13 protein-coding genes are annotated in these 18,198 nt (G+C 69.7%); 8 read left to right on the top strand and 5 right to left on the bottom strand.

Annotated features, from left to right (window positions below; genetic code table 11):
* Positions 1-23: 23 nt before the first annotated feature.
* The 3 genes from RM543_RS05395 to RM543_RS05385 are packed head-to-tail and all read right to left on the bottom strand — an operon-like array spanning position 24 to position 2,940.
* Positions 24-1,232, bottom strand: coding sequence for a phosphopentomutase (locus tag RM543_RS05395; protein ID WP_311689890.1), 1,209 nt, complete (start codon positions 1,230-1,232; stop codon positions 24-26).
* The gene (locus tag RM543_RS05390) at positions 1,229-2,539 is read right to left on the bottom strand and encodes a thymidine phosphorylase (protein WP_311689889.1); all 1,311 of its coding nucleotides are present in this window, start codon (positions 2,537-2,539) and stop codon (positions 1,229-1,231) included. Before RM543_RS05390 ends, RM543_RS05395 begins: the two co-directional genes overlap by 4 nt.
* Positions 2,540-2,544: 5 nt before the next feature.
* Positions 2,545-2,940: a cytidine deaminase gene (locus RM543_RS05385; protein WP_311689888.1), complete on the bottom strand. Its 396-nt coding sequence runs from the start codon at positions 2,938-2,940 to the stop codon at positions 2,545-2,547.
* A gap of 97 nt (positions 2,941-3,037) precedes the next feature.
* Between RM543_RS05385 and RM543_RS05380 the strand changes: the two genes are divergently transcribed.
* From RM543_RS05380 to RM543_RS05365, 4 genes are all read left to right on the top strand, one after another.
* Positions 3,038-3,259 carry a DUF3072 domain-containing protein gene (locus tag RM543_RS05380; RefSeq protein WP_311689887.1) on the top strand — a complete coding sequence of 74 codons (222 nt, stop codon included), beginning with the start codon at positions 3,038-3,040 and terminating at the stop codon, positions 3,257-3,259.
* A 103-nt stretch (positions 3,260-3,362) separates the two neighbouring features.
* Positions 3,363-3,584, top strand: coding sequence for a DUF3072 domain-containing protein (locus RM543_RS05375; protein WP_311689886.1), 222 nt, complete (start codon positions 3,363-3,365; stop codon positions 3,582-3,584).
* Positions 3,585-3,834: 250 nt separating this feature from the next.
* On the top strand, positions 3,835-6,117 hold the full coding sequence (locus RM543_RS05370) for an NADP-dependent malic enzyme (protein ID WP_311689885.1): 2,283 nt from the start codon (positions 3,835-3,837) through the stop codon (positions 6,115-6,117).
* 250 nt (positions 6,118-6,367) lie between these two features.
* Positions 6,368-7,141: a response regulator transcription factor gene (locus RM543_RS05365; RefSeq protein ID WP_311689884.1), complete on the top strand. Its 774-nt coding sequence runs from the start codon at positions 6,368-6,370 to the stop codon at positions 7,139-7,141.
* Between the two features lie 52 nt (positions 7,142-7,193).
* Here the strand turns inward: RM543_RS05365 and RM543_RS05360 are convergent, their stop codons facing one another.
* Positions 7,194-7,787 (bottom strand): hypothetical protein, encoded by a 594-nt coding sequence (locus RM543_RS05360; protein WP_311689883.1) that lies wholly within the window; start codon positions 7,785-7,787, stop codon positions 7,194-7,196.
* 212 nt (positions 7,788-7,999) lie between these two features.
* Positions 8,000-11,512 carry a DNA polymerase III subunit alpha gene (gene dnaE, locus RM543_RS05355; RefSeq protein WP_311689882.1) on the bottom strand — a complete coding sequence of 1,171 codons (3,513 nt, stop codon included), beginning with the start codon at positions 11,510-11,512 and terminating at the stop codon, positions 8,000-8,002.
* Positions 11,513-11,797: 285 nt separating this feature from the next.
* On the opposite strand from dnaE, the gene xdhA reads away from it, so the two are divergent.
* The 4 genes from xdhA to RM543_RS05335 are packed head-to-tail and all read left to right on the top strand — an operon-like array spanning position 11,798 to position 18,151.
* A complete protein-coding gene (gene xdhA, locus RM543_RS05350) occupies positions 11,798-13,279 on the top strand; it encodes a xanthine dehydrogenase small subunit (protein WP_311689881.1) in 1,482 nt (493 codons plus the stop codon).
* Positions 13,276-15,705 (top strand): xanthine dehydrogenase molybdopterin binding subunit, encoded by a 2,430-nt coding sequence (gene xdhB, locus RM543_RS05345; protein WP_311689880.1) that lies wholly within the window; start codon positions 13,276-13,278, stop codon positions 15,703-15,705. The genes xdhA and xdhB overlap by 4 nt, the downstream gene beginning before the upstream one ends.
* A complete protein-coding gene (gene xdhC, locus RM543_RS05340) occupies positions 15,702-16,625 on the top strand; it encodes a xanthine dehydrogenase accessory protein XdhC (protein WP_311689879.1) in 924 nt (307 codons plus the stop codon). The genes xdhB and xdhC overlap by 4 nt, the downstream gene beginning before the upstream one ends.
* On the top strand, positions 16,622-18,151 hold the full coding sequence (locus RM543_RS05335) for an ABC transporter ATP-binding protein (protein ID WP_311689878.1): 1,530 nt from the start codon (positions 16,622-16,624) through the stop codon (positions 18,149-18,151). The genes xdhC and RM543_RS05335 overlap by 4 nt, the downstream gene beginning before the upstream one ends.
* The last annotated feature ends 47 nt before the right edge of the window (positions 18,152-18,198 follow it).

Below are 18,198 nucleotides of genomic sequence, written 5' to 3'. Positions count from 1 at the left end.
CCCCCTTTCCTCCTGGCTTCAACTCATGCCCGCGCGGGCAGGAAGCTCTTCCCCGGCCCCACCGGGTCGATCCCCAGATGCGCCGCCACGCTCGCGGCGACATCGGCGAATGCAACGAGACCCGCCTCCCCCGCTCCGATCCCGGCGCAGAGGACGGGGACGCGCTCGCGGGTATGGTCGGTGCCGAGATAGGTCGGATCGTTGCCATGGTCGGCGGTCAGGATCATCAGGTCACCCTCCCTCAGCCGTGACAGGACAGCGCCGATCTCCCGGTCGAACCATTCGAGCGCCCGCGCATAGCCCTCGGTATCCCGCCGATGACCGTAGAGGCTGTCGAACTCGACGAAATTGGCGAAGGTCAGGCTGCCGTTCTCCGCCTCGTCCACCAGCCGTCCGAGATGCGTCATCAGCTCGGCATCGCTGCCCTTGGCGACGTCGTCGATCCCGCGCATGGAGAAGATGTCGCCGATCTTGCCGACCGCATGGACACGGCGGCCGGCCTTCGAGGCGACATCGCAGAGCGTGTCGGAGGGCGGCAACATGGCGAAATCGCGCCGCCCCGCCGTGCGGGTGAACCCGGTATCGGCGGAGCCGACGAACGGCCGCGCGATGACTCGGCCGACCCGCATCTCGTGCAGCCTCGGCGCCACCGCCTCGCACAGCGCGATCAGGCGGTCATAGCCGAAGGTCTCCTCGTGCGCCGCGATCTGGAAGACGCTGTCCACCGAGGTGTAGCAGATCGGCCGGCCGCTCTGCATATGCGCCTCGCCCAGCTCCTCGATGATGTTGGTGCCGGAGGCATGACAATCGCCGAGTATGCCGTCCGTTCCGGCCTGGTCCGCCACGAAGCGGGACAGCTCCTCCGGAAAGGCCGACTCTCCTTTTGGAAAGTAGTGCCAGTCCCACGGCACGGGAACGCCAGCGAGTTCCCAATGTCCGGACGGGGTGTCCTTGCCGCGCGAGACCTCGGTCGCCGCGCCCCAGACGCCTTCGGGCTGGGCGCCGAGGCCGGGCGCGGTCGCACCGGAGGCGAGCTGGATCGCGCGCCCGAGTCCGAGGCGATCGAGGTTCGGCATCCGCAAGGGGCCGGAGCGTTGGCCGTTGGCGAGGCCCGCGGTGCAGCATTCGGCGATATGCGCCAGCGTGTTGGCTCCGGGATCGCCGAAGTCCTCGGCGTCGGGCGCACCGCCGCAGCCCACACTGTCCATCACCACAAGAAAGGCCCGCGTCATGTCCGTCCTCCGATCCGGGTCAGGATGAGGGGCCCCGGTGTCGCCCCTTCGCCAATGGTGACGAGCGCGCGCAGTTCCCCGGCGGCGCGTTCCGCCTGCTCCGGGCTCCGCGCATGGATACGCCCCAGAAGATGCCCCGGCCCCGCCGCATCACCGATCCGGGCAAGGGCCGTGACGCCGACGGAGGGGGCGATCTTGTCCCCGTCCCTCAGCCGGCCGCCGCCGAGCCCGATGACCGCGCGGCCGAGCGCTGTCCCGTCGATCGCCGTGACCACGCCGGCCTCCTCGGCGCTCACGTCCAGCATGACAGAGGCCTGCGGCAGGGTCTCGGCCCAGCGCTCCGCGAAATCCCCCGGCCCGCCCTGCGCCCTGACCATCCGGGACAGGCGCTCCATTGCCTGCCCGCCGTCGATCGCGGATCGGAGTGAGGCCGCGCCGTCCTCCAAAGATGCCGCGAGACCGCTCGATGCGAGAAGCGCGGCGCCGAGCGCGACCGTCAGCTCCTTCAGGCGCCGATCGCCCTTCCCCGACAGGACGGCCATCGCCTCGGCCACCTCGACCGCGTTTCCGGCCGCGGGGGCGAGGGGCTCGGACATGTCCGTCACCAGAGCCGTCGTCGGGCAGCCGGCGGCGTTGGCGGTGGAGACGAGGGCGTCGCCCAGCGCCTCGGCCGCCGCGCTGTCCTTCATGAACGCGCCCGAGCCGGTCTTCACATCGAGCACCAGACCCTCGAGGCCCGCGGCGAGCTTCTTCGACAGGATGGAGGCGGTGATGAGATCGAGACTGTCGACCGTCCCGGTCACGTCCCGGACCCCGTAGAGTCGCCGGTCCGCCGGAGCGATCCCGGCGCTGGCGGAGACGATGGCGCAGCCCGCCTCCCGAACGATCGCGTCCAGCCTCCGCGCGTCCGCTTCCACGTCGAAACCGGGGATCGCTTCCAGCTTGTCCAGTGTCCCGCCCGTATGCCCGAGCCCGCGCCCCGAGATCATCGGGACGAACGCGCCGCAGGCCGCGAGCGCGGGCGCGAGAACGAGGGAGACGCAATCCCCCACGCCGCCCGTCGAATGCTTGTCGAGGACCGGGCCCGGAAGATCCCAGCGCAGCACCTCGCCGCTGTCGCGCATGGCGAGCGTGAGCGCGGCCCGGGACGCGGCGTCGAGCGGGACGTGGCAGAGGCCCATGGCGAAGGCGCCCGCTTGCGCGTCCGATACGCTGCCATCGGCGAGGCCGGCCGCCATCCATTCGAGCGCCGCCGCCTCCGGCACGCGCCCGGCCCGGAGGCCGGCAAGGATCGAGGGCGCGTCCACGAGCTCTACTCCATGTGCCCCGGACCGAACGCGCCGGGCAACAGCTCGGCCACGCTGTTCTCCCGGATCGTCCCGTCCGTGGTTCCAAGCGTCACGCGCGCATCCTCCGCGGCGAACTCCGCCAGCTTCTGACGGCAGCCGCCGCAGGGCGGCACGGGATCGGGGCTGTCGGCGATCACGGCGACCTCGGCGATCTGGGTCTCCCCCGCCGCGATCATGGCGGCGATGGCGCCGGCCTCGGCGCAGGTGCCCTCGGGATAGGCGACGTTCTCGACGTTGCAGCCGACATGGGTGTTGCCGTGCACGGTCAGGATCGCCGCGCCCACCTTGAACCCCGAATAGGGCGCGTAGGCCTTCTCGCGCACCGTCCGCGCCGCCATCATCAATTCCGTCTCGGCCATGGTCCCTCCCGGGCGTGCTCTGCATTCTTCTTTCGGGGAACATGCGCCCTCCGGGCGCGGTTGTCACCTCGACCGCCACGTCAGAGGACTGCGTCCCATGCCGAAGACCCCGGACAGTTTCATGATGCCCAACCCCGCCGCCGCGCCGGACAGCACCGCGACCGGTCGGGACGATCCCATGACCGCCGAAACCTCAGCCACGTTGCGGGCGCTCTGCGACAAGGCGGGCGAACCTTTCGATGCCAGCCTGACCGAAGAGCAGGCGCTGCGCCGGAAGGCCGAGCTCGAGGGCGAGACGGGGCTCGACGCCGGGGGCTGAGTGCCCTCTCGCGCTCGTGATCTCCAAGTGCGGGAGGGGCGGAACATTGAGCGAACCTGCGGGGTTCCAGCTCCGAATGTTCCCTTCACGCGAGACAGACATCATGGACAAGACCACCGAACACCCCAAGGAAGACGCGCCCGGAAACGCCGAGAAGCCGGTGGACGACTGGGTTACGGGCGAAGAGCCGATGACCGGCGCACAGGCGAGCTACCTCCAGACCCTCAGCGAGGAGGCCGGGGAGGAGTTCGACCCGGACCTGTCCAAGGCCGACGCCAGCAAGCGGATCGACGCGCTTCAGGGAAAGACCGGCCGCGGCGACTGACTTTATCGCAACCCACGATGCGCGTCCGAGATGACGCGGCCAAGCGCCGGCTCCTGCCCCACGGAGCTGGCGCTTTTGTGTCGCACGTCCCCCTCGAGCATCTCGGCCCTCAACCAGCCACTCCGGCCCCCTCATTCGGCACCGCCTCCCGGCTGATCGCCCTGCTCCGCCCTCGATGCCCATTCCGGTTTGCCGAGCGCGGGGTTTCTAGTATCGGAGGCGCATGACCCCGCAAGGAGCGCGACCCAGGATGGGAACGGACAACGAGCCCCCCCGCACACAGAGCTTCGCTCTGAACTATCATGAGTTCCCGCGTCCAGGTAAGCTCGAGGTCCAGGCCACGAAGCCCCTGGCCAATGGCCGGGACCTGTCGCTCGCCTATTCGCCCGGTGTCGCCGAGGCCTCCTTGCGCATCGCCGAGGATCCGTCCACCGCCTCGCGCTACACGACCCGCGGCAACCTCGTCGCCGTGATCTCGAACGGCACCGCGGTTCTCGGTCTCGGCAATATCGGTGCGCTTGCCTCCAAGCCGGTGATGGAAGGCAAGGCGGTGCTGTTCAAGAAGTTTGCCGGAATCGACTGTTTCGACATCGAGGTGGACGTCTCCGACCCCGAGAAGCTGGCGGAGGTCGTCTGCGCGCTCGAGCCCACCTTCGGCGCGATCAATCTCGAGGACATCAAGGCCCCGGACTGTTTCGTGGTCGAGAAGATCTGCCGCGAGCGGATGAACATCCCGGTCTTCCACGACGACCAGCACGGCACGGCCATCGTCGTCGGCGCGGCGGCGCTGAACGCGCTGCGCGTGGCGAAGAAGAGCTTCGGCGAGATCAAGGTCGTTTCCACCGGCGGCGGCGCAGCGGGGATCGCCTGCCTCAACATGCTCCTCAGCCTCGGCGTGAAGCGCGAGAATGTCTGGCTCTGCGATCTCGACGGCCTCGTCCACGAGGGCCGCGAGGCGAACATGAACCCGCAGAAGGCCGCTTTCGCCCAACCGGGCGGGCCGCGGACGCTGGATGACGTGATCGACGGGGCGGACCTCTTCCTCGGCCTCTCCGGGCCCCGTGTCCTCGGCCCCGAATTGGTCGGCCGCATGGCGGACCGTCCGGTGATCTTCGCGCTGGCGAACCCGGAGCCGGAGATCCAGCCCGATCTCGCCCGCGAGGCCAAGCCGGACGCGCTGATCGCCACGGGCCGCTCGGATTATCCCAACCAGGTCAATAACGTCCTGTGCTTCCCCTACATCTTCCGCGGGGCGCTCGACGTCGGGGCGACTGAGATCAACGACGCGATGAAGGTGGCTTGCGTGGAGGGCATCGCCGCCCTTGCGCGCCGCACCACGAGCGCCGAGGCAGCCGCGGCCTACAAGGGCGAGCAGCTGACCTTCGGCCCCTCCTACCTGATCCCGAAGCCCTTCGATCCGCGGCTGATGGGCGTGGTCGCGCCCGCCGTCGCCCGCGCGGCGATGGAGAGCGGTGTCGCCTCCAAGCCGATCGCGGATCTCAACGCCTACAAGCGGACGCTCGACGGATCCGTCTTCCGCTCCGCGCTCCTGATGCGCCCGGTCTTCGAGGCCGCGTCCCGCGCCGAGCGCCGGATCGTCTTTGCCGAGGGCGAGGACGAGCGCATCCTGCGCGCGGCGAACGCGATCATCGAGGAGACCACGGACAAGCCGATCCTCATCGGCCGGCCCGAGGTCGTGGCCATGCGCGCGGACCGCGCCGGCCTCTCCATCCGTCCCGGCGTCGATTTCGATATCGTGAACCCCGAGGACGATCCGCGCTACCGCGCCTACTGGGAGACCTATCACGGCCTCGTCGCGCGCCGCGGCGTCACCCCCGACATCGCCCGCGCGATCATGCGCACCAACACCACCGCCATCGCCGCCGTCATGGTGCATCGCGGCGAGGCGGACAGCATGATCTGCGGCACGGTCGGCCAGTACCTCTGGCACCTGCAATACATCACGCAGGTCCTGGGCGGGCACGGCCTGCGGCCCACCGGGGCGCTCTCGCTGATGATCCTCCAGGATGGCCCGCTTTTCGTCGCCGACACGCAGGTCCATCCCGAGCCGACACCGGAGCAGATCGCGGAATCGGTGATCGGGGCGGCGCGCCATGTCCGCCGCTTCGGTCTGGAGCCTAACGTGGCGCTCTGCTCGCATTCTCAATTCGGCAACCTCGACTGCGATTCGGGTCGGCGGATGCGCGCGGCGCTCGATATCCTGGACCGCGCGCCCCGCGATTTTGCCTACGAGGGGGAAATGCACGTGGATGCGGCGCTCGATCCGGACCTGCGCGAGCGGATTTTCCCGGGCGGCCGCCTTTCCGGCGCCGCAAATGTCCTCGTCTTCGCCAACTCGGACGCGGCCTCCGGCGTGCGCAACATCCTGAAGTCGAAGGGCGGCGGCCTGGAGGTGGGTCCGATCCTGATGGGAATGGGCAATCGCGCCCATATCGTGACCCCGTCGATCTCCGCCCGCGGCCTGCTGAACATGAGCGCGATCGCAGGCACGCCGGTCAGCCACTACGCCTGATCACCGGCAGGACGGCCACCGTCCTGCCGCAATCCGTAACTCCTCCTTAACCCTATGATCTCATGGCATCTTCTCGCCCTGGGATTTAGTCGCTAGTAATGGGTTTACCGCAGGTGGGCTCCCGCCGTGCGGCACCGAGGAGAACCTCCCCCAGATCTTTAGTTGTTGCCATGTACGTGGCGCGCCTTTTCCCGGACGGAGTCCGGGCGGCGTGCACGTTACGAGGCCCTCGCGTGAAAGGACCCGACCCATGCGCATCCTAGCGACCGAAACCACCTGGGGCGCCGCCTCGACGATCACCGACCTGCGCGCCGCCGGCTTCGCGATGTCGACCGTCCAGACCGGCCAGGAACTGGTGGACTGGGCCGATCTCGGCCAGATCGACGCCGTCATCGTCGACGTGGACCTTCCGGACCTCGCCTGGCGCGAGGCGGTGAAGCTGATCCGCTCCTACCGTCCGCGCCTGCCGATCCTCGTCCTGATGCCCCCCGGATCCGATAGCGGCGCGCGCGCTGCCGCGTTCGGTCTCGGCGCGGACGACGTCCTGCTCGAATGCGCCGACGCGCGGGAATCGGCCGCCCGGATCGGCGCGGTGGTCCGCCGCCGCGCGGGCCTCGCCCATCCCGTCCTCGTCTCCGAGGGTCTCGCCTACGATCTCGTAACCTGCACCGCGACCGTGAGGGGCCAGCCCCTTCACCTGACGCCAACGGAATCGCGGCTCGTGGAAATGCTTGCCCTCCGCCACGGACGCACCGTGGAGAAGGAGGAGATGCTCGCCCATCTCTATGACGTGGAGGAGGGTCCCGAAGTGAAGACGATCGACGTGCATGTCTGCAAGATCCGCAAGAAGATCGCCGATCTGGGTGGCGGCTCGGGCGCCATTTCGACGGCGTGGGGGCGTGGCTACGGCTTCGGCCTCAACGCCCGGGACCAGGCCCGCCAGCTGACGGAGGCCGCGCTGCACTTCGTCGAGCGGCGCAGGCGCAAGGTCACGATCCGGGAGGATCGCCGCCAGCTCGCGTGACGGCGGCCCTCGTCAGGGAGGGCCGGTCCCCCGGCTCCTGCCCTGGCCTCGCCTACTTCAGCGCCGCGGCCTGAACCGCGCCACGATGGAGCAGGAGCTCGAGGTGCTGCGCGCTGTCTTGCGTCTCGTAGAGGCTGAGGAAGGCTGTATCCCGTGCCAGCGCATCCAGCTTCCGGCCCGTGCAGGGAGCTGGCGAACCTCCGCACCTAGCCGCGCGAAGCTGGGCATAGGTGGCATCGGTGGGGGCGCCCGCCGGCGCTCCGAGGCCGCCGAACTGCATCATCTCGTACAGTTCGAGGGAGCCGAACATCGCCACCGTCGCCCGGACGTGGATCGCGCAGTTGCCGTCCAGGCCGGTGACGAAGAAGGAGCGCGGTTGCGAGGATCCGTAGGCGCTGTCGTAGAGCACGAACTGCGTCCGACCGCTCTCGGGGCGCTTGTCCACCGGTGTGCCGAGCGCCTCGCCGGACACGCCGCACACCTTCGTCATCTCGCCGAACGGGGGCGGGTTGGCGACGACGGTGGCGATGGTGTTGGCCTTGACCTCGGCGGCCGGTGTCGTCTCGCTCGGCCCGCCGGCATGGGCGGGGATCGTCAGCCAGGCGAGGGCAAGGACGACGAGTGTGGCGCAATCGCGGACGCGCATCCGGAAAACCTCCGTTGAAGTCGCATGATCCTGGAGGTGCTACAGAGGGGGCCCGTGTCCGGCAAGCGGGTGGGGCGGGTCAAATCACAACCTGAGCGTGAAGTCGCGCGCCGATGGGCGGGGCCGCGCGCACAGGCGGGTCCAGCGCGCACGGAACCGCCGTTTTCACGCGGCTGCGTTCACGTTTTCTCAAGCGCGCCGCTGCCGGCGACTCAGCTCCGCAGCGCCACGGGCTCCGCATCCTCGACCAGCGCCACGCCGCGGAGGGACTTGATCGCCCCCCGGATCGTCGCGCTTACCGGAAGCCCGTCCCCGAGGACGAACTCCACTTCGGCAAAGCCCGGGGCGTTGATCTCCAGGAGGATCTGTCCCCGCTCCCGCGTCTGGGCGCCGTACCGCTCCAGGACGGTCGAGACCATTTCCACAGCGTCCGGCTCTTCGAGCACGACCCGCACCGCGCCGCCTTCCGCGCCCGCAACCGCCTGCTCGAGAGGGGTCGCGCCGCGGCAGAGGAGCTTGAGCTGGTCCGCCTCCGCCGTCGCCTCGGCGGTGATCACGACGTTGCTGCCGGGCTCCAGCGCATCCCGTGCCGCCTCGAGCGTGTCCGAAAAGACGGTGACCTCGTAGAGGCCGGTCGGATCCGACAGGGAGACGAACGCGAAGCGATTTCCGCGGGCGGACTTGCGCTCCTGCTTGGCGGAGACGGTGCCGGCCATCTTCACGATGGCGGGGCCATTGGCGCTTTCGGCCCGGACCCGCTCCAGCGTCTTGATGCCCTTCCGCTTGAGCGCGCCCATGAAATCGTCGAGCGGGTGGCCGGAGAGGTAGAACCCGACGGCGCGGTGCTCCTCCCCAAGCCGCTCGGCGGGCATCCAGTCCTCAGCGTTCGGCATCCTCGGCTCAGGCAGATCGTCCCCCGCCTCGCCGAAGAGCGAGACCTGGTTGGAGTGGCGCTGCTCGTGGATCGCGGCGGAATAGGCGACGAGGGCATCGAGGCCGTCCAGCACGCGGCGGCGGTTGCGGTCGAGCTCGTCGAAGGCGCCGGCGCGAACCAGCATTTCGAGCGGCCGCTTGCCGATGCGCTTGAGATCGACCCGGCGGGCGATGTCGTAGAGCGTGGCGTAGGACCGATCCCCGCGCCCGTCCACGATGAGCTGCATCGCGTCGGCCCCGACGTTCTTGAGCGCGCCGAGCGCGTAGAGGATCTTGCCATCCTTCACGCCGAAGGTCGCGAGGGAGCGGTTCACGCACGGCGGGATGATGTCGATCTTCAGGCCCCGGCGCACCTCCTCGGCGTAGATCGCGAGCTTGTCCGTCAGGTGGATATCACAGTTCATCACCGCGGCCATGAACTCGACCGGGTGGTTCGCCTTGAGCCAGGCCGTCTGGTAGCTGACCACGGCATAGGCGGCGGCGTGGGACTTGTTGAACCCGTAATTGGCGAACTTCTCGAGAAGGTCCCAGACCTCCTGGGCCTTGTCCTTGTCGACGCCGTTCTTCTCGGAACCATCCAGGAACTTCGGCCGCTCGGCGTCCATCGCCTCCTTGATCTTCTTGCCCATCGCGCGGCGGAGCAGGTCGGCGCCGCCGAGGGAGTATCCCGCCATCTCCTGCGCGATCTGCATCACCTGTTCCTGGTAGACGATGATGCCCTGCGTCTCGTCGAGGATATGGTCGATCAGGGGGTGCAGCCGGTCCCGCTCGGAGAGGCCGTTCTTGACCTCGCAATATTTCGGGATGTTCTCCATCGGACCGGGCCGGTAGAGCGCGACGAGGGCGACGATGTCCTCGATGCAGGTGGGCTTCATGCGCCGGAGCGCGTCCATCATGCCGGTGGATTCCACCTGGAACACGGCGACGGTCTTCGCGTCGGCGTAAAGCTTGTAGGAGGCCTCGTCGTCGAGGGGGATCGCGCCGATGTCGTTGAGGTGGCCCTCCGGCGGTTCGAACAGCGTCTCCCCGGCGGGAGAGACGTGGAGCGGACGCCCTCCGGCGACGATGAGATCGACCGCATTCTGGATGACGGTCAGGGTCTTGAGGCCGAGGAAGTCGAACTTCACCAGCCCGGCCTGCTCCACCCATTTCATGTTGAACTGCGTGGCCGGCATGTCCGACCGCGGGTCCTGATAGAGCGGAACGAGCGCATCGAGCGGCCTGTCCCCGATCACGACGCCGGCGGCGTGGGTGGAGGCGTTGCGCAGGAGCCCCTCGACCTGCTGGCCGTAGGTCAGGAGGCGGTCGACCACCTCCTCGGCCCGCGCCTCGGCGCGCAGCCGCTCCTCCTGCACCAGCGCCTGCTGGATGGAGACGGGCTTCACGCCCTCCACCGGAATCATCTTCGACAGCCGGTCCACCTGCCCGTAGGGCATCTGGAGGACCCGGCCGATATCGCGGACGGCGGCCTTCGACAGAAGCGCGCCGAAGGTGATGATCTGGCCGACCTTTTCCCGCCCGTACTTGCCCTGCACGTAGCGGATCACCTCTTCGCGGCGGTCCATGCAGAAGTCGATGTCGAAGTCGGGCATGGAGACCCGCTCGGGGTTGAGGAACCGCTCGAAGAGGAGGGAGTAGCGCAGTGGATCGAGATCCGTGATCGTCAGCGCATAGGCGACGAGTGAGCCCGCGCCCGACCCTCGCCCCGGCCCGACCGGGATGTTCTCATCCTTCGCCCACTTGATGAAGTCCGCGACGATCAGGAAGTAGCCGGGGAAGCCCATCCCCTCGATGATGCCGAGCTCGAATTCGAGGCGTTTCTCGTACTCCTCGACCGGCGCGGCGTGGGGGATCACGGCGAGACGGGCCACGAGGCCGTCCTTCGCCTGCCGCCGCAGCTCGGCCACCTCGTTGTCGGCAAAGCGCGGCAGGATCGGATCCCGCAACTCGGACACGACGTGGCAGCGCCGTGCGATCTCCACGGTATTCTCGATCGCCTCGGGCAGGTCGGCGAAGAGCGCGGCCATCTCCTCCGGGGTCTTGAGGTAATGCTGGGGGGTCAGACGCCGGCGCGGCTCCTGCTGGTCGACATAGGCGCCCTCCGCGATGCAGATCAGCGCGTCATGCGCTTCGTACATCGTGGGCTTGGGGAAGTAGGCGTCGTTGGTGGCGACGAGCGGCAGGCGCATGGCATAGGCCATCTCGATCATCGGCCGCTCGGTCAGCGCCTCCTCCTCGGGCAGGCCGTTCTCCCCCGGATGGCGCTGCAACTCCACGTAGAGGCGATGCGGGAACGCCGCGGCGAGGCGGGAGGCCAGCGCCTCCGCCGCCGGACGGCGCCCCTGCAGGATCAGCCGCCCGAGAGGCCCGAGCGGACCGCCGGTGAGACAGATGATGCCCTCGGCATGCTCCGTCAGCTCCTCCACCGTGACATGCGCCTCGCGCCCGTCGCCCCGGAGATAGAGAAAGCTGTTGATCTTCATCAGGTTGGCGTAGCCCGCCGCGTCTTGGGCGAGCAACACGACGGGCGCCGGCGGGATCGGCCGCGCGCCGGGTTCCGGCTCCTGGTATTCGAGGCTGACCTGACAGCCCATGATCGGCTGGATGCCCTGCCCTGCCGCCGTGACGGAAAATTCCAGCGCGGCGAACATGTTGTCCGTGTCGGTCACCGCGACCGCCGGCATCTTCATCTCGCGGCAAAGGCCGGGCAGCTTCTTGAGCCGGACCGCGCCCTCAAGGAGAGAGTACTCGGAATGGACGCGCAGGTGGATGAATCGGGGGGCTTTGGACATGGCGCCACCATAGGCGCAGGCGCCCCCTGGCGGAAGCGGCGAGAGGTGCGGCGTGGCGTCAGGCGTGCCCGGCTCCGAGGGCCCCCGAACGGGACGGAGAAGCGCCGCCAAACCGGGCATCTCCGGCGCGAAACCAGGCAGATGCCCCGCTTTACCCTCCGCTCCCCGATCCGCGAGGGCTTGCCAAGTGGCTTTCGTCCGGCTTTCCTTGCCCTCGGCGCGTTCTACGCCGCATCGAGCGCGCCACCGCCTGGACACACCGGTACCGCGGCCCTTGAGACCTTCATGCCCGTCACGTTCCTGCTGAACGGCGATCCCGTCTCCGTGGATGCCCCGCCGACCCGAACCCTGCTCGACTGGCTGCGCGAGACCCGCGGGCTGACCGGGACCAAGGAGGGCTGCAACGAGGGCGATTGCGGCGCCTGCACCGTGATGGTGACGGACGAACGCGGCGCCCGCGCGCTCAACGCCTGCATCCTCTTCCTGCCCCAGATCGACGGCAAGGCCATCCGGACCGTCGAAGGCATCGCCGGACCGGACGGCGTGCCCCATCCCGTGCAGCGCGCCATGGTGGACCAGCACGGCAGCCAGTGCGGCTTCTGCACGCCGGGCTTCGTGGTCTCTATGGCCGTCGGGCACAAGAACGGACGGCGGGATCATGACGACATCCTCGCCGGCAATCTCTGCCGCTGTACCGGATACGCCCCGATCATCCGCGCCGCCGAGGCCGCTGCGGAAGCGGAGATCCCTGAGTGGATGGAAGAGGATCTCTCGAAGCTCGGCCACTCCGCCGCCCCGGGAACGGACGACGCGGCGGCGAAGGGCGGGCGTCCGGGCGCCGACTGGGGGGAGCGCGATCCCGTCGCCGGAACCGGGGCCGCGACCGGTGCTGGGAATGCCATCCTCGATCACGGCTGGGTCCGCCCCGGCAGCGTGGACGAGATGGCCGCGTGGTACGAGGCGAACCCGGATGCCACCCTCGTCGCGGGGGCGACCGATGTCGGGCTCTGGGTGACGAAGGGCCTGCGCGACCTCGGCCCGGTCTGCTTCCTCGCAGGCGTGTCCGACCTGCGCGGCATCGAGATCGGGGACGAGGAGATCCTGATCCGCGCGATGACCCCGTGGGCCGATGTGCGGGAAGCGCTCGCCCCTCTCTTCCCCTCCTTCGGCGAGATGATACGCCGCTTTGCCTCGGAGCAGATCCGGGAGGCCGCGACGATCGGCGGCAACATCGCCAACGGCTCTCCCATCGGGGACGGCCCGCCCGCTCTCATCGCCCTCGGCGCGACGCTGCACCTCAGGAAGGGCGATGCGCGGCGGCAGATCCCGCTCGAGCGGTTCTTCATCGAGTACGGCAGGCAGGACCGCGAGCCGGGCGAGTTCGTCGAGGCGGTCTCCCTGCCCGCGCGGGCCAGGGCCCTGCGCTGCTACAAGCTCTCCAAGCGCTTCGATCAGGACATTTCCGCCGTCTGCGGCTGCTTCAACGTCATGCTGGAAGGCGATGAAGTGCGCTCCGCCCGGATTGCGTTCGGCGGAATGGCCGGCACCCCGAAGCGCGCCATCGCGGTGGAGGAAGCGCTTCTGGGCCGGGCCTGGAGCGAAGAGACCATCGCCGCCGCGCTGCCGGCCTTCGCCGAGGATTTCGCGCCGCTGTCGGACATGCGCGCCTCCGCCGAGTACCGCCTGGAGGCGGCCCGGGGGATGCTCAGGCGCTACCATGCCGACCTCACCGGCGCCGCCCCCTCCATCCTCGAGGTGACGTCATGAGTGTCGCGACCTCCCTTCCGCATGACAGCGCCTGGCTCCACGTCACCGGGCAGGCCCGCTATATCGACGACATCCCGGCCCCCGCCGGCGCGCTTCACCTCGCCTTCGGTCTCTCTGCCGTCGCCGCGGGCCGGATCGCGCGGATGGACCTGTCGGCGGTGCGCGCGGCGGACGGTGTCGTCGCCGTTCTGACCGCAGAGGACCTGCCCGCGGAGAACGACGTCTCCCCCTCTCCCGATTTCCACGAGGAGATACTGTCCTCCGGCGAAGTCCATTACATGGGCCAGCCGATCTTCATCGTCGCCGCGACGAGCCATCTGGCCGCGCGCCGCGCCGTGCGTCTCGCCGAGGTGGAGATCGAGGAGAGCGCCGCGATCCTGACCATCGAGGACGCCATCGCGGCGGAGCGCCGGTTCGAGGACGGGCCGGTGATCTGGACGAAGGGCGACCCCGCGCCCGCCATCGCTTCCGCCGCAGAGGTGATCGACGGCTCCATCAGGATCGGCGGGCAGGAGCATTTCTACCTCGAGGGGCAGGCCGCGCTCGCGCTGCCGGAGGAGGATGGCGGCGTCCTCGTTCATTCCTCCACCCAGCATCCGACCGAGATCCAGCACAAGGTGGCCGAGGCGCTCGGCCTGCCGATGTCCGACGTCCGCGTCGAGGTGCGGCGGATGGGCGGCGGCTTCGGCGGCAAGGAAAGCCAGGGCAACGCGCTCGCCGTCGCCTGCGCCGTCACCGCCCGCGCCACCGGCCGCCCCTGCCGGATGCGCTACGACCGGGACGACGACATGGTCATCACCGGAAAGCGCCACGATTTCCGTATCGACTATCGCGCCGGGATCGACGCGGACGGACGCATCCTCGGTCTCGAGGTGGAGCAGTTCTGCCGCTGCGGCTGGAGCCAGGACCTCTCGCTTCCCGTGGCGGACCGGGCCATGCTCCACGCGGACAACGCCTATAACCTGCCCGCCGCCCGCATCGTCTCCCACCGCCTGCGCACCAATACCCAGAGCGCGACCGCCTTCCGGGGCTTCGGCGGGCCGCAGGGAATGGTCGGGATCGAACGGGTTATGGACAAGATCGCCCACCGCCTCGGGCGTGACCCGATCGAGATCCGCCGCGCCAACTACTATGACGAAGCGGACGGGCACGACGCCGGCAGCGGCATCGCCGGCACCGCCGCTGCGGAGGACGCCGCCCGCGGCCACGCTCTCGATCACGCCGATCCCGCCAGCCGCGGCTCGGCCAGCGGCACGCGCGGCGCCGATATCCGCCCCGATCCCCGCGGCCACCAGACCACGCCCTACGCGATGCCGGTGGAGGATTTCATCCTGCACGCCATGACGGACAGGCTGGCCGAAACCTCCGACTACGCGGCCCGCCGGACCGCCATCGCCGAGTGGAACGCGGCAAGCCCCGTGCTGAAGAAGGGGATCGCGCTCACGCCGGTGAAGTTCGGCATCTCCTTCACGCTCACCCACCTCAACCAGGCCGGCGCGCTCGTCCATGTGTACACCGACGGTTCGGTGCGGATGAACCACGGCGGCACCGAGATGGGACAGGGCCTTTTCCGCAAGGTCGCGCAGGTCGCCGCGAGCCGCTTCGGGGTGGATGCGTCGCGGGTGAAGATCACCGCGACCGATACCGGCAAGGTCCCGAACACCTCGGCGACCGCCGCCTCATCCGGCGCCGATCTCAACGGCATGGCCGTCCGCGCCGCCTGCGACGCGATCAGGGAGCGGATGGCGGCCTTCGTCGCCGAGCGGCAGCAGGCGGATCCTGCCTCGGTGCGGTTCGAGGACGGCCACGTCCATGTCGGCGGCGAGGCCTACCCTTGGGAGGACGTCGTGCGGGACTGCTACCTCGCCCGCGCCAGCCTCTCCGCCACCGGCTTCTACAAGACGCCGAAGATCGTCTGGGACAGGGTCGCGGGCGAAGGCCGCCCGTTTTTCTACTTCGCCTACGGCGCGGCGGTGACCGAGGTCGTGATCGACACGCTCACGGGCGAGAACCGCATCCTCGGGACCGACATCCTGCACGATGCCGGCGCCTCGCTGAACCCGGCCATCGACATCGGCCAGATCGAGGGCGGTTTCGTCCAGGGCGCCGGCTGGCTCACAACCGAGGAGCTGGTCTGGGACGAGAAGGGCCGCCTGACGACCCACGCTCCCTCGACCTACAAGATCCCGGCCTGCTCGGACCGGCCCCGCCGCTTCAACGTCGCGCTCTGGGAGGCGCCGAACCGTGAGGAGACGATCTATCGCTCGAAGGCCGTGGGCGAGCCGCCGCTCATGCTGGGCATTTCCACGCTGATGGCGCTGTCCGACGCCTGCGCCGCCTGCGGACCGAACTATCCGAACCTCGACGCGCCGGCGACGCCGGAGCGCGTCCTCGCCGCCGTCGCCCGCGCCAGGGGGGCGGGATGAGCTTCGATGAGGCCTCCCTCCGCCGCGCCGTCGCGCGCCATGGCCGCGTCGCGCGGATCGCCGTGGCCGAGGCGAAGGGCTCGGCCCCGCGGGAGGCCGGCGCGTCGATGCTGGTCTGGCCCGGCGGACAGGAGGGCACGATCGGCGGCGGCACCCTCGAATGGCAGGCCACGGAGCGCGCCCTGGCCCGGCTCGCCGGGGGCGGCGCCGCGGTCGAGACCATCCCCCTCGGCCCCGGCATCGGCCAGTGCTGCGGCGGCGCGGTCAAGCTCCTGACGGAAGTCTGGGATGACGATGCCCTCACCCGGCTCAGGATCGAGCGCGGGCACGCCGTGCGCCCCCTGTCGCAAAATGCGGATGCGCCGCCCGCCGCCTTCCTCGGCCGCCTTGCACGGTCAGCGGTCCACCTCTCCGCCGGCTGGGCCGCCGAGCCGCTCGCCCGGTCCGGCCGACCGCTCTGGATCTGGGGCGCCGGCCATGTCGGCCGTGCGCTCGCCGCCGTCATGGCCCCCCTTCCCGGCTGGGACATCTCCCTGATCGACATCGCCCCCGAGCGGTTCCCGGCCGATCCCCCGGCGGTCCCAGTCATCGCCCCCGAGGTCGCGCCGGCCGCCGCGCGCGCCCCGGCGGAGGCGGCGCATCTCATCGTGACGCACTCCCACGCGCGGGACCTCGAGATCTGCCACCGCCTCCTTCTGCGCGATTTCGCCTTTGCCGGCCTCATCGGGTCGGAGACGAAGCGCGCCCGGTTCGGCGCAAGACTGAGGCAGATGGGTCATTCCGATGCCTCCGCAGGCCGCATCGCCTGCCCGATCGGCGATCCGGCCCTCGGCAAGCACCCCCAGGCCATTGCCCTCGGTGTCGCGACTTCGTTACTTCGCTTGACGAGCACCAGTCACGAAGGGAGCGCCACGGCGTGACGACCCTCTTTACCGCGGATGGATTGACCAAGGCCTATCCGGGCGTCGTCGCCAATGACGACGTGTCCTTCTCGGTGGCTCCGGGCGAGATCCACGCGCTTCTCGGCGAGAACGGCGCCGGCAAGTCCACCCTCGTGAAGACGATCTTCGGCCTCGTCAAACCCGACCGCGGCGCCATGACGCTGCACGGCGCGCCCTTCGCCCCGGCGGATCCCAGTGCCGCGCGACGGGCGGGCGTCGCGATGGTGTTCCAGCACTTCTCCCTCTTCGATGCGCTGAGCGTCGCCGAGAATGTCGGGCTCGGCATGGAAAACCCGCCGCCTCTCGGCCGGCTCGCCCGCCGCATCACCGAGGTCAGCCAGGAGTACGGCCTGCCCCTCGATCCCTCCCGCCGCGTCGGAGACCTCTCCGCCGGGGAGCGTCAGCGGGTGGAGATCGTGCGCTGCCTGCTGCAAGACCCGAAGCTCCTGATCATGGACGAGCCGACCAGCGTCCTCACCCCGCAGGAGGTGGAGATCCTCTTTCGCACGCTGAACCAGCTTGCGGACGAAGGCACGGCGATCCTCTACATCTCCCACAAGCTGGGTGAGATCCGCGCCCTCTGCGAGCGGGCGACGATCCTGCGCCGCGGCGCGGTCGTCGCAACCTGTCGCCCCTCGGAGACCTCCTCGGCCGAGCTTGCCGAGCTGATGGTGGGCTCAGCCCTCTCCCGGCCGGAGCGCCCCGCCGAAACCGCGGGCGACACGATCCTCGAGGTCAGGGGGCTGACCCTGCCTCCCGCCTCCGCCTTCGGAACGCGCCTTCAGGACGTGTCCTTCACGGTCGGCGAGGGTGAAATTCTCGGCCTAGGCGGTGTGGCCGGAAACGGTCAGGACGAGCTTCTGGCCGCGCTCTCCGGAGAGATGTCCTCCGCCGCGGACGCGATCCGACTGGAGGGTGCCGGGATCGGCCGGACCGGGCCCCGCGAGCGCCGCGCTCTCGGCCTTCTGACCGGCCCCGAGGAACGCCTCGGCCACGCCGCCGCGCCGGACATGAGCCTGACCGAGAACGCCGCCCTCACCGGCTGGCAGCGCGAGGAGCTGACCCGGAACGGCCTCATCCGCTGGGGACGCGCCCGGGACTTCGCCGAACGCATCATCGCCGAGTTCGACGTGCGCACCCCCGGCCCGGACGCCGCCGCGCGCGCCCTTTCGGGCGGCAACCTGCAGAAATTCGTCATCGGGCGGGAAATCCTGCAACGCCCCCGCGTCCTCGTGGTGAACCAGCCGACATGGGGCGTCGACGCCGCGGCCGCGGCCGCCATCCGGCAAGCCCTTCTCGACCTCGCGCGGGAGGGGAGCGCCGTCGTCGTCATCTCGCAGGACCTCGACGAGATCCTCGAGGTCGCCGGCCGCTTCGCCGCGCTGAATGGCGGACGCCTCAGCGAGCCGGTCCCGGCGGACGGGCTCACCATGGAGCGCATCGGCCTGATGCTCGGCGGCGCCCATGACATGGAGGCGGCCCATGCCGGCCCCCATCATGCCTGAGCCCGGCCTCCGCATTCATCTTTCTGGAAATACCCCCGCCGGAGGCG

This window comes from Tropicimonas omnivorans (assembly GCF_031846565.1).
In the GTDB taxonomy this organism is placed as follows: Bacteria; Pseudomonadota; Alphaproteobacteria; order Rhodobacterales; family Rhodobacteraceae; genus Tropicimonas_B; species Tropicimonas_B omnivorans.
Note: the sequence above shows the minus strand (reverse complement) of the source record. Positions and strands in the feature narration are given on the sequence as shown.

Excerpts from the sequence above, each read along its gene's own strand:
- RM543_RS05395 (WP_311689890.1), bottom strand. The coding sequence starts at position 1,232 with ATGACGCGGGCCTTTCTTGTGGTGATGGACAGTGTGGGCTGCGGCGGT.
- RM543_RS05385 (WP_311689888.1), bottom strand. The coding sequence starts at position 2,940 with ATGGCCGAGACGGAATTGATGATGGCGGCGCGGACGGTGCGCGAGAAG.
- RM543_RS05380 (WP_311689887.1), top strand. The coding sequence starts at position 3,038 with ATGCCGAAGACCCCGGACAGTTTCATGATGCCCAACCCCGCCGCCGCG.
- RM543_RS05375 (WP_311689886.1), top strand. The coding sequence starts at position 3,363 with ATGGACAAGACCACCGAACACCCCAAGGAAGACGCGCCCGGAAACGCC.
- RM543_RS05370 (WP_311689885.1), top strand. The coding sequence starts at position 3,835 with ATGGGAACGGACAACGAGCCCCCCCGCACACAGAGCTTCGCTCTGAAC.
- RM543_RS05365 (WP_311689884.1), top strand. The coding sequence starts at position 6,368 with ATGCGCATCCTAGCGACCGAAACCACCTGGGGCGCCGCCTCGACGATC.
- RM543_RS05360 (WP_311689883.1), bottom strand. The coding sequence starts at position 7,787 with ATGCGCGTCCGCGATTGCGCCACACTCGTCGTCCTTGCCCTCGCCTGG.
- dnaE (WP_311689882.1), bottom strand. The coding sequence starts at position 11,512 with ATGTCCAAAGCCCCCCGATTCATCCACCTGCGCGTCCATTCCGAGTAC.
- xdhA (WP_311689881.1), top strand. The coding sequence starts at position 11,798 with ATGCCCGTCACGTTCCTGCTGAACGGCGATCCCGTCTCCGTGGATGCC.
- xdhB (WP_311689880.1), top strand. The coding sequence starts at position 13,276 with ATGAGTGTCGCGACCTCCCTTCCGCATGACAGCGCCTGGCTCCACGTC.
- xdhC (WP_311689879.1), top strand. The coding sequence starts at position 15,702 with ATGAGCTTCGATGAGGCCTCCCTCCGCCGCGCCGTCGCGCGCCATGGC.